Origin of the sequence: Streptomyces sp. NPDC101152, assembly GCF_044768275.1 — a bacterium.
In the GTDB taxonomy this organism is placed as follows: Bacteria; Actinomycetota; Actinomycetes; order Streptomycetales; family Streptomycetaceae; genus Streptomyces.
Genome location: NZ_JBIWPO010000044.1, coordinates 52,875 through 63,704, shown reverse-complemented (window position 1 = coordinate 63,704; position 10,830 = coordinate 52,875). Strand labels below are relative to the sequence as shown.

General features: G+C 70.9%; 9 protein-coding genes. 6 read left to right on the top strand and 3 right to left on the bottom strand.

All coding sequences use genetic code 11. The features are described 5' to 3' along the window. Window positions 1-82, bottom strand: an 82-nt coding sequence (locus tag ACIRVK_RS35880; protein WP_404254672.1) for a LacI family DNA-binding transcriptional regulator, incomplete at its 3' end; no start/stop codon positions are given. Between the two features lie 588 nt (window positions 83-670). Between ACIRVK_RS35880 and ACIRVK_RS35875 the strand changes: the two genes are divergently transcribed. The 3 genes from ACIRVK_RS35875 (at window position 671) to ACIRVK_RS35865 (ending at window position 3,986) form a co-directional block, all read left to right on the top strand. Further along, a complete protein-coding gene (locus ACIRVK_RS35875) occupies window positions 671-2,167 on the top strand; it encodes an arabinofuranosidase catalytic domain-containing protein (RefSeq protein WP_404254668.1) in 1,497 nt (498 codons plus the stop codon). A 103-nt stretch (window positions 2,168-2,270) separates the two neighbouring features. Then, window positions 2,271-3,110 (top strand): class I SAM-dependent methyltransferase, encoded by an 840-nt coding sequence (locus tag ACIRVK_RS35870; RefSeq protein WP_404254666.1) that lies wholly within the window; start codon window positions 2,271-2,273, stop codon window positions 3,108-3,110. 270 nt (window positions 3,111-3,380) lie between these two features. Next, a complete protein-coding gene (locus ACIRVK_RS35865) occupies window positions 3,381-3,986 on the top strand; it encodes a TetR/AcrR family transcriptional regulator (protein WP_404254664.1) in 606 nt (201 codons plus the stop codon). A gap of 3 nt (window positions 3,987-3,989) precedes the next feature. Here the strand turns inward: ACIRVK_RS35865 and ACIRVK_RS35860 are convergent, their stop codons facing one another. Both ACIRVK_RS35860 and ACIRVK_RS35855 read right to left on the bottom strand, forming a co-directional pair. Next, window positions 3,990-5,045 (bottom strand): maleylacetate reductase, encoded by a 1,056-nt coding sequence (locus ACIRVK_RS35860; RefSeq protein WP_404254662.1) that lies wholly within the window; start codon window positions 5,043-5,045, stop codon window positions 3,990-3,992. Next, complete coding sequence (locus ACIRVK_RS35855) at window positions 5,042-5,905, bottom strand: dioxygenase (protein ID WP_404254660.1); 864 nt, start codon at window positions 5,903-5,905, stop codon at window positions 5,042-5,044. Before ACIRVK_RS35855 ends, ACIRVK_RS35860 begins: the two co-directional genes overlap by 4 nt. Window positions 5,906-6,317: 412 nt before the next feature. Here ACIRVK_RS35855 and ACIRVK_RS35850 point away from each other — a divergent pair, with 412 nt between their 5' ends. From ACIRVK_RS35850 to ACIRVK_RS35840, 3 genes are all read left to right on the top strand, one after another. After that, window positions 6,318-7,517: an EfeM/EfeO family lipoprotein gene (locus ACIRVK_RS35850; RefSeq protein WP_404254658.1), complete on the top strand. Its 1,200-nt coding sequence runs from the start codon at window positions 6,318-6,320 to the stop codon at window positions 7,515-7,517. Continuing rightward, a complete protein-coding gene (gene efeB / locus ACIRVK_RS35845) occupies window positions 7,514-8,746 on the top strand; it encodes an iron uptake transporter deferrochelatase/peroxidase subunit (protein ID WP_404254656.1) in 1,233 nt (410 codons plus the stop codon). Before ACIRVK_RS35850 ends, efeB begins: the two co-directional genes overlap by 4 nt. Window positions 8,747-8,922: 176 nt before the next feature. Further along, window positions 8,923-10,755 (top strand): phospholipase C, encoded by a 1,833-nt coding sequence (locus ACIRVK_RS35840; RefSeq protein ID WP_404254654.1) that lies wholly within the window; start codon window positions 8,923-8,925, stop codon window positions 10,753-10,755. Window positions 10,756-10,830 lie beyond the last annotated feature (75 nt).

Genomic DNA, 10,830 nt, shown 5'->3' with positions numbered 1-10,830 from the left:
CCGGCCGCACATTCGGATGATCATGCAGCACCCGCGAGACCGTCTGATGCGACACCCCCGCAAGCCGCGCCACATCCGCCATCACCGGCGCACGCTCCGCGTCCACGCTCCACCTCCTCCCAACGGGTCAGTCGTCGGCTGCGATCGGGTGCGTCTCCGAGGGAGCCGACCCGCGCCGTGGAGGAATTGTTAACGCACACATTCTGGAGGGGTCAAGGCACGTGAAGGTCTCAAATTGGAATACGCCCGTGGGCGCGGTCACCCCCCAAAGGGCCACTCACCTGCACTTTCGACCCCAGCACCGGCTCCAGCGGACCCCGTTTCCGGACCGGAGCGGACCGAGTCCACACTCTCTGTTTCCTTACTCTTGACTGTTCAACAGAGTTGACCGGTCGTTCACACGGGCGTAAAAAGACGGAGTCGCGAGACCGGGCGATCACCCCGAACGCCCTGGACCGCCACAGGCACATCACCCCTGGTGGATCCCTGAACCACCGTTCTGAAGTGCGGTAACACGCCCGACCACGGGGCTCGAACAGAGCTGTCCGCACTCCGGCCGCTTCCCCCTCCCCATCCCCACAGCGCTCGCTTGTGCGGCGGCCTCCGATAGTTCTCTTTGTTAGCGCCCACAATTCCAGCCGCACGTCCGTCCCCACGGAAGAGGTTCACAGTGAAAGTCAGACACCTGAGTGGTCTCCGGCTGAGGGTGGTGGGCGCGGTCGTCGCCCTCCTCACCGGCCTCCTGGCCGCGGTCGTCGGCACCGCGGGCACGGCCCAGGCAGCCTCGTCCCTCCCTTGCGACGTCTACGCCGCCGCGGGCACACCCTGCGTCGCCGCGCACAGCACCACCCGGGCGCTGCTCGCCTCGTACAGCGGCGCGCTGTACCAGGTCAAGCGGCTGTCCGACAACGCCACGACGAACATCGGGACACTCAGTGCGGGCGGTTACGCCAACGCCTCGGCCCAGGACTCCTTCTGCTCCGGCACGGAGTGCGTCATCACCGAGATCTTCGACCAGAGCGGCAAGGGCAACAACCTCACCGTGGAGGGTCCGGGCGGCAACGGCGGGCAGGACGTCGGCGCCATCGCGAACGCCCTGCCCGTCACGGCGGGCGGCCACAAGGTCTACGGCGTCTCCGTCCAGGCCGGCGTCGGCTACCGCGACAACAGCACCACCGGCGTCGCCACCGGCAGCCAGCCGGAAGGCACCTACATGGTCACCAGCGGCCACCACATCGACGGCAACTGCTGCTTCGACTACGGCAACGCCGAGACCAGCAGCACGGACACCGGCAACGGCCACATGGACGCCGTCAACTTCGGCACCGAGTGCTGGTTCACGCCCTGCTCCGGCTCCGGCCCCTGGGTGATGGGAGACCTGGAGAACGGCCTGTTCGCGGGCGGGAACGGCACCAACAGCAACAACACGGGCAACTCCAGCGCTTTCGTCACGGCGCTGATGAAGAACAACGGCACCACCACGTACGCCATCAAGGACGGCAACGCCCAGTCCGGCTCCCTCAAGACCGACTACAACGGCAGCCTGCCGACGACCAGCGGCTACATGCCGATGCACAAGGAAGGCGCCATCGTCCTCGGCACCGGTGGTGACGACAGCAACTGGTCCGACGGCTCGTTCTTCGAGGGCGTCATGACCGCGGGCTACCCGACCGACGCCGCCGACAACGCCGTGCAGACGAACATCGTCTCGGTCGGCTACACGCAGGCCGCCCAGACCTTCCCGGTCACCGGCACCGCCTACCGGCTGACGAACCCCAACAGCGGCAAGGTGCTGGACGCCGTCAACTGCGGCACCGCCAACGGCACGGCGGTGGACCTCTGGTCCTCGCTGGGCAACACCTGCCAGCAGTGGAAGTTCGCGAGCGCCGGCAACGGCCACTACACCATCACCAACGTCAACAGCGGGACGGTGCTGGACGACAAGAACTGCGGCATCGGCAACGGCACCGCGGCGCAGCTGTGGGCGTCGCTGGGCAACACCTGCCAGCAGTGGGACGTCACGCCGGCCGGCGGCCACTACACGATCACCAACGTCAACAGCGGCATGACCCTCGACGTGGCGAACTGCGGCACCGCCAACGGCACGGTCGTCCGCCAGTGGGCCCAGCTGGACAACGTCTGCCAGCAGTGGGACATCGCCCCCTGACCCACCGCATCACCCGATGGCCCGCCGGACTCCCCACCGGCGGGCCATCGGCCCGTCCCGAACCGGCGCGGGTGCGCGGGGACCCTGCGGTGTAATGGGACCCATGCCTGGTATGAGCGACGCGCACGGGCCCCGGCTCCGGGTGGAGCTGGGTGCCGTTCAGGAGACGCTGTTCATTCCGCTGGCCGCGCGGGCCCGGGAGAGCGGCCGGAAGCGGCCGGTGCTGCGGGATCCCAAGGCCGTCGAGATGATCGGGGCGCTCGACTACCCGGCCGACAAGTACGGCCCCGGCCCCGGGTCGGCGATCATGGTCCTGCGGACCGCGATCGTCGACACCTGGGTGCGGGCGTTCCTCGCCGAACACCCGGCGGGGACGGTCGTCGAGATCGGCACCGGGCTCAACACCCGCTTCGAACGGGTCGACAACGGCACGGTCCACTGGATCGACCTCGACCTCCCGGACACGATCGACCTGCGCCGGAGGTTCTTCACCGACACCGAACGGCGCAAAATGATCGCCGCCTCGGTGCTGGACGAGACGTGGCTGCGGTCGGTCGAGGAGAGCCCGGGGCCCTACTTCTTCGTCGCGGAGGGCGTGCTCGTCTACCTGGCGGAGGAGGACGCCGCGGAGGCGCTCACCCGTCTCGTGCGGCGCTTCCCCGGCGCGCTCGTCGCCGTCGACACCTACCCTCGCCGACTGCTGGAGCAGCAGCACAAGCAGGCCGCGCGGAAGGGGATGCCGGCGCGCTGGGCCTGGTCCTGCGAGGACCCGCGGGAGCTGGAACGGTTCGGGCTGCGCACCGTCGAGGTGGCCCCCGTGACCCGCCCGCCTCGCGCGCTGCGCACCCGACTCCCCCTCTCCTACCGGCTGTTGCTCCCGCCGGTCGACCGGTTGCTGCGCGGGCTGTTCACCGTCACCCTCTTCCGTGCCGCCAGCCGTTGAAGCGGAACGAACCCGCTCACGCCCGGCACACGCAGCCCCGGGGCGCGGTGACGGTCCAGGCGATCCGCACCGAACTCGCCGCCTGTGCCGGCTGCCGCCCGAGGTGTTCCCGGCCGTGCTGTTCGTGCTGACGAACGCCCTCGGCCGGATCATCATGATGGAGAACACGACGGGCATGACGACCCGGCACGCAGAGGCCCCGCGTTCGTGGTCCAATATCGACCATGTGGTAGATTTTCGGTTCGCTTCGTCGAGGAGGGTGAGCGCTCCGTGGGGCAGGCAAAGGCGCGGGGACCGTACGCCAAGACACCGGCTCGCAAGGCGGAGATCGTACGGGCGGCGCGTGACAGCTTCGCCGAGCGCGGGTACGCCCATGCCTCGCTGCGCGACATCGCGGAGCGGGCCGGCATCACCCACGCCGGGCTGCTGCACCACTTCCGCAACAAGGACGAACTCCTCGCCGAGGTGCTCGCGGACCGTGACGCGGAGGAGTGGCGGCAAGGTCTGGCCGAGGTCGACGGGCCCGACCGGCTCGGCCCCCACCTCTCCGAGCTCATCCGCCACCACCAGAAGGCCCCCGAGTTGATGCGCCTGTGGATCGAGCTCGCGGCGGCCGCCTCACGGCCGGACCAACCGGCGCACGCCTACTTCGTCGAGCGCTACGAACGCAGTCGCGCCCAGTTCGCCGACGGGTTCCCCGACGAGGCGGCCCGCGGTGGACTGCGCGAGGGAATCACCCCCGAGAGCGCCGCGGTCCTCTTCCAGGCCGTGCTCAACGGCCTCCAACTGCAGTGGGTCCTCGACCAGGAGCTCGACATCGTGGGGCCGATGACCGATTTCGTCCGGCTGCTCTTCGAGCGGCCGGACGCCGCCTAGGGCTCAGCCGGCGAGGCTTCCCTTCAGGGCGTCGACCAGGAGGGAGCGGAGCTCCTGCGCGGTGACCGGGCGGGGGTTGGCGTACGGCTGGGTCTGCGCCTGGGTGACGACCTCCGCCAAGTCGGCCTCGGTGAGGCCCAGTTCGGCCAGGGAACGCGGGGCTCCCAGGGCAGTTGCCAGGTGGGCGAGACGGGTGGGTACGGCGTCGGTGTCGAGGGCGCGGCGGAGGGACTGGTCGGCTGCCGGTGCCGCGGGCAGGTTGAGGGCGGCGACGTACGGGAGCAGGACGGTGTGGGTGGCGGCGTGCGGCAGGTCGAAAGTGCCGCCGAGGATGTGGCAGAGCTTGTGGTGCAGGGACATGGTCGTCGCCCCCAGGCAGGCCCCGCACAGCCAGGCGCCGCGCAGGGCGTCGGTGCGGGCGTCGATGTCCAAGGGGTCGGCGGCGACCGCGGGCAGGGCCGTGGCCAGGGAGCGCACCGCCTCCTCGGCCATGACGGAGACGATCGGCGAGGCGTCCGGCGCGTAGAGGGCCTCCACGGCGTGGGCGACGGCGTTGAAGCCGCTGGTGACCGAGACCTCCACGGGGAGGCGGACGGTGAGCTCGGGGTCGTAGACGACGCTGCGGGGCAGGACGGACCGGTCGCGGCCGGTGCGCTTGCGCCCGTTCTCGGTCAGGCCCCAGACGGGGGTCATCTCCGAGCCGGCGTACGTGGTGGGAACGCAGATCACGGGCAGGCCGGAGTCCAGGGCGATCGCCTTGCCGAGGCCGACGGTCGATCCGCCGCCGACGGCCAGGCAGCCGTCCGCTCCGGTGTCCCGCGCGGCCGCGCGAGCCGCCTCGGCGACCTCGACCGGGACATGCATCCGGGCCTCGGAGAACATACCGGCGCAGGCGTCGCCGAACAGGGCGGCCGTCTGCTCGGCGAGGGCGCGCTGACCGGGCGTGGACAGCACCAGCAGCCGGCGCAGCCCCAACCGCTCGGCTTCCTCGGGCAGTTGGCGCAGGCTGCCGGCGCCGAAGACGACCCGCATGGGCAGGGCCTCGTAGGTGAAACTCATCGGGACGCCTCCGGTGCCAGGACGAGGTCGAAGCGGGCGTGCACGAAGGGCACGCCGACGCCGAAGCGTTCGGCGTCCCGCTCCTCGTACGACTCGGCGAAGTCGGTGATCAGGCCGCTCTTGACGGCGAAGACGGCGTCGGAGTCGATGTAGGGGCTGTCGGCGACGAACGCGTGGGTGGTGACGGGGAGGTGGTCCTTCGCCTTCACGATGAAATGGACATGGGCGGGTCGGTAGGGGTGCCGGCCGGTCGCGTCGAGGAGGCGGCCGACAGGGCCGTCGGTGGGGATCGGGTAGGGGGAGGGGACGACGGTGCGGAACCAGTAGCGGCCCTGGTCGTCCGCGTGGAACAGTCCGCGTCCGTTGCCCGGCGGCTGGACGTCGGGCTGCTGGACGTCGTAGAAGCCCTCCTCGTTGCACTGCCACACGTCGAGCTCGGCCCCCGGCAGCGGCGTTCCGTCGGAGGCGAGCACCCGCCCCGAGACCACGCACGCGCGGCCGGTGCCGAGCAGGTCGACGGAGTCGCCGAGTTCACGGCTCGGCGACTCGGTCATGTGAAAGGGTCCGAGGACGGTGCTCTCGGTTCCCTCCCCGGCGCCGCTGAGGGTCTCCACGAGCATGGAGACGCCCAGGACGTCCGAGAGCAGGACGAACTCCTGCCGGGTGTCGTCGCACTTCTGGCCCACGGCGGTGAGGAAGGCGAGAGCCTGCTCCCACTCCTCGAGCGAGAGCCCGACGTCCCGCACGAAGTCGTGGAGGTGGCGGGTCAGGCTCTCCAGCACCTCTCGCAGCCGCGGGTCATCGGTGTGGCGGAAGCTCTCGACGACCGCTTCGGTGGCGGTCTCGGCGGTGAAGTCCATGGGCGTTCCCAGCTGCTCGTGACGTCGCGACCCAGTAGTTGATAGTTGATCCATAAACCAGTCTGCAGCGTACCTGTCGCCTTCGGCAGCACACGGGAAGGCTTCCCGGCAGCCAGGCCGATAAAATGCCCGGCCGGCGGGTGAACCGGGGAGGAACTCTTGGTCATGGGTTTCCGTGGCCGCCTGTTCGGGCGGGTTCCGCTTCCTAGTGCCGCGGCAGGCAACGTTTGCCCGGTAAGGAGCGGCGTCCGGGGCGTCCTCTCGGCGTGCCGGACGAAAGCCCTCGTACTGGACGTACTTGGGGTTTCGGCCGGTGCGGCGAGCGGGCGTGCCGGGCGTCGCGACGGGGCAAACGTTGCCTGTCGCGGCACTAGGATGTGGTGATCACGTACGTTCGACTCCGGAGGTCCGGATGCCGTTCTCCGGCCTCAAGGTGACCCCGCTCCGGCTGGGCACGGCACTGGGTGCGGTCCTGGTGCTGGCCCTGATCGCGGGGGCGCTGTCGCGGTCCGGCGGCCGGGCACCCGCGCGTGCCGCCGCCGACGGGCTCCCGCACACCGCCGTCGAGGTGTCGCCGAGCCGCTGCGGCCATGGCTGGGACCGGCCGGTGCCCGGCATCCAGGTCTTCGACCTCCACAACCCCACCGACGGATCCGCCGAGGTGTTCCTGGAGGATCCGAGGAGCCGGGCCGTGTACGGCGAGGTCGAGGGCATCGGCCCCGGCACGACCCGGACGCTGACCGTCCGGGTCGGCAAGGGCTCGTACGCCTTCACGTGCGTGCCCGACGACGCCGACGCCGTCACCGGCCCCACCGTCCTCGTCGACAGCGGGCGTCCCGGCCCGGCCGCGACCCCGGTCACCGAGCACGATCTGATCCCGCCGTCGATCGCCTACCAGAAGTGGGTCGGCACCGGGCTGGGCGAGGTCGTACGGCTGACGACCGCGCTGCGGGACGCCGTCGACCGCGGTGACCTCGCCGCGGCGCGTGGGGCCTGGCTGCCGGCGCATCTGCAGTACGAGCGCCTGGGCGCCGCCTACGACGCCTTCGGGGACGCGGCCGGGCGGATCGACGGCACCGACGCGGGTCTGCCGGACGGGGTGCGCGACAAGGGCTTCACCGGGTTCCACCGGATCGAGTACGGGCTGTGGCACGGGCAGTCCGCCCGCGAGCTGCGCGCTCCGGCCGACGCCCTGGTGAAGGCCGTCACCACCCTGCGCGACGGCTGGGCGCAGACCCGGATGGACCCCGCCCAACTCGGGCTGCGGGCGCACGAGATCCTGGAGAACACCGTGCAGTTCGAGCTGACCGGCCGCAGCGACTACGGCAGCGGCAGCAACCTCGCCACCGCCCGCGCCAACCTGGACGGCACCCGCGAGGTCCTTTCCCGCCTGCGCCCGCTGCTCGGCACCCGGTACGCCGATCTGCCGGGTCTGGACGACGAGTTGGACCGGGCCGGCCGACTCCTGGACGGTTTCCGGCGGGGCGGCTCATGGACCCCGCTGGACGGTTTGAGCCGCACGAACCGCGAGGACGTCGACGCGGTCCTCGGCGACCTGGTGGAGCGGCTGGCGTCGGTCGCGACGCTGCTCGACCCGCGGAGGACGGTGTGAGTACCGAGCAGCGCCCGGAGGGTGTGGGGCGGCGCCGGTTCCTGCGCGGCGCGGCTCTCGCGGGCGCGGGACTGGCGGCGGGGGGCGCGGCCGCCCCCGGCGTCGCGGTGACGGCTCCCGACGCGCCCGCCGTCGCGCCGTTCCACGGCCCCCACCAGGCGTCCGTGATCGCGACGCCCCGCAGGTGCACCGTCTTCGCCTCCCTCGACGTGACCGCCCAGAACCGCGCGGAACTGGCCGACCTGCTGCGGACGGTCACCGACCGCGTCCGATTCCTGACCGCCGGCGGCATCCCCGACCCGGTCGGCATCACCGCCCCGCCCGCCGACTCGGGCGTCCTGGGCGAGCGCGTACCGTCCCGCGCGCTGGCGGTGACCGTCGGGGCCGGCGCTTCGCTCTTCGACGACCGCTTCGGGCTCGCCGCGCTCAGGCCCCGCCGGCTGACCGCCATGCCGGCGTTCCCGGACGACGACCTGAAGGCGGAGTGGTGCCACGGCGACCTCAGCCTCCAGTTCCACGCCGACGACACCGACACCGTGCTGCACGCCCTGCGGGACCTCGCCCGGCACACCCGCGGCGGCATGCAGATCCGCTGGCGCCTCGACGGCTTCTCCAGCCCGCCCCGGCCCTCCGGCACCCCGCGCAACCTGATGGGGTTCAAGGACGGCACCGCCAATCCGGACCACACCAGCGCGCGCGAGATGGACCGGCTGGTGTGGGTGGGCCACGGTTCGGGCGAGCCGGCCTGGGCCGTCGGCGGCAGCTACCAGGTCGTCCGGCTGATCCGGATGCTGGTGGAGTTCTGGGACCGGGTCTCCCTCGGCGAGCAGGAACGCATGTTCGGCCGGTCCCGGGAGTCCGGTGCGCCGCTGGACGGGAACGCGGAGCACGACACCCCGAAGTACACCGACGACCCCAAGGGCGACGTCATCCCGCTGGACTCCCACATCCGGCTCGCCAATCCGCGTACGGCGGCCACCGCCGACCAGCGCGTCCTGCGCCGCGCCTACAACTACGACCGGGGCATGGACGCCAACGGCAACCTCGACATGGGACTGCTGTTCTGCTGCTACCAGCAGGATCTCGCCCGTCAGTTCGAGAGCGTGCAGCACCGGTTGGCGGGCGAACCGCTCACCGACTACATCAGCCCCTTCGGCGGCGGCTACTTCTTCGCGCTGCCCGGCGTGCGCGACCGGGACGACTGGTACGGGCGCGGACTGCTCGGCTGATCCTGTATGGACAAGTCCTGTGCCTCTCCGGTCAATACGCGGTCAAGTTTTGCCCTTGCATCCCTGACTCGCTGTTCACTCGTGCGCCATCATGTCTCCGCCGCGGTGCCCAGCACAGGGCGGAACATCCGTGCCGGTAAGACGCACCGACCTTGATGTCCGGAGGGTGAACCTGCATGGCCAGCACTGCAAGACGAACGGCGATACGGAGCCTCACGGCCCTGGCCTCGGCCGCCGCGCTGACGGCACTCGGCAGCACCGCGCCCGCCTGGGCCGCCGTACCCTCGGGCCACCCGGGTCACCCCTCGACCGCGACCCCGATCAAGCACGTGGTCGTGCTGTTCGACGAGAACATCTCGTTCGACCACTACTTCGCCACCTATCCGAAGGCCGCCAACACCGACGGCACGAGGTTCACGGCGTCCAAGAAGACGCCGAGGAACATCGACACCCTCGCGCACGCCGGTCTGCTGACGAAGAACCCCAACCAGTACCTGCCCGAGCGGCTCACCCCGGCGCAGGCCATGACCTGCGACCAGAACCATTCCTACGGGCCCGAGCAGTACGCGGCCGACGGCGGCAGGGCCGACCAGTACGTGCAGAACACCGAGGTCGACAAGTGCAGCGGCGGCCTGTTCGGCGAGCCCGGCCTGGTGATGGACTACTACGACGGCAACACCGTCACCGGCCTGTGGAACTACGCCCAGCAGTACGCGCTGAACGACCGTTCCTTCAGCTCGGTCTACGGCCCCTCCACGCCCGGCGCGCTCAACCTGGTCTCGGGTCAGACGCACGGTGTCGTCTCCGTGGACCCGGCGACCGGCAAGCAGACCCCGACCCCCGACCCGTACACGGTCAGGTCGCCGGACGCCAAGGGCGTCGGCACGCTCGTCAACGACCCCGACCCGGCCTACGACGACTGCTCGGACAAGGACCACACCAGCACCAGCGCGCTGGCCGCGATGCAGGGCAGGAACATCGGTGACCTGCTCAACGCCAGGAAGGTGACCTGGGGTTGGTTCCAGGGCGGCTTCCGCCCGTCCACGGCCTGGGACGGCAAGGCGGGCGACCACGCCAAGTGCGACACCGCGCACACCAACGTCGGCGGGGCGTCCGTGACCGACTACAGCCCCCACCACTCGCCCTTCCAGTACTACAGGTCGACGTCCAACCCGCACCACCTGCCGCCCCGGAGCGTCAGCGAGATCGGGCACGACGGCCAGGCCAACCACAACTACGACCTGACCGACTTCACCGCCGCGGTCAGGGCGGGCAGGCTCCCGGCCGTCAGCTTCGTCAAGGCCGGCGCGTACCAGGACGGCCACGCCGGCTACTCCGACCCGATCGACGAACAGCACTTCCTGGTCAGCCAGATCAACGCGATCCAGAGCTCGCCCCAGTGGAAGTCGACCGCCGTCGTCATCGCCTACGACGACTCGGACGGCTGGTACGACCACGCCTACGTCGCCCCGCGCAACGGCTCCCAGGACACCTCGACCGGCTCCAACGGCAAGCCCACCGACAGCCCCGCCTGTCAGGCCGGCCCGAAGGCGTCGGGCGGCTACGCGGACCGCTGCGGCCCCGGCACCCGGCAGCCGCTGCTGGTCGTCTCGCCGTACAGCAAGGTGAACAAGGTCGACCACACGCTCACCGACCAGTCCTCGATCATCCGCTTCGTCGAGGACAACTGGCACACCGGCCAGATCGGCGACCACTCCTTCGACGCCAGGGCCGGTTCGCTCTCCGGCATGTTCGACTTCCGCCACCCCAACGACAAGCAGGTGCTGCTGAACCCGGACGGCTCCGTCAAGTCGGTCGGGCCGATCCGGTACGTCGCCCCGGTCTCCACGCACATCACCCCGGGCCCGGCGATGCAGGACACCGCCGCGAGCTCCGACGCGTCGGCGTTCCCCACCCTCCCGGTGGGCCTCGGTGTGGGCGCGCTGCTGGCCGCCGGTGCCACGGGCACGTACCTGACCCTCCGCCGAAGGCGCCACGGCACCGTGTGACGCCGTCCGAAACGCGCTCCGGCCCCCGGGCCAGGGCGATGGCCCGGGGCCGGGCCGGGTTTGGGGCACCCCAAC

Coding starts and splice junctions, on each gene's coding strand:
- ACIRVK_RS35860 (WP_404254662.1), bottom strand. CDS start 5,045: ATGAGTTTCACCTACGAGGCCCTGCCCATGCGGGTCGTCTTCGGCGCC.
- ACIRVK_RS35855 (WP_404254660.1), bottom strand. CDS start 5,905: ATGGACTTCACCGCCGAGACCGCCACCGAAGCGGTCGTCGAGAGCTTC.
- ACIRVK_RS35840 (WP_404254654.1), top strand. CDS start 8,923: ATGGCCAGCACTGCAAGACGAACGGCGATACGGAGCCTCACGGCCCTG.
- ACIRVK_RS35870 (WP_404254666.1), top strand. CDS start 2,271: ATGCCTGGTATGAGCGACGCGCACGGGCCCCGGCTCCGGGTGGAGCTG.
- ACIRVK_RS35850 (WP_404254658.1), top strand. CDS start 6,318: ATGCCGTTCTCCGGCCTCAAGGTGACCCCGCTCCGGCTGGGCACGGCA.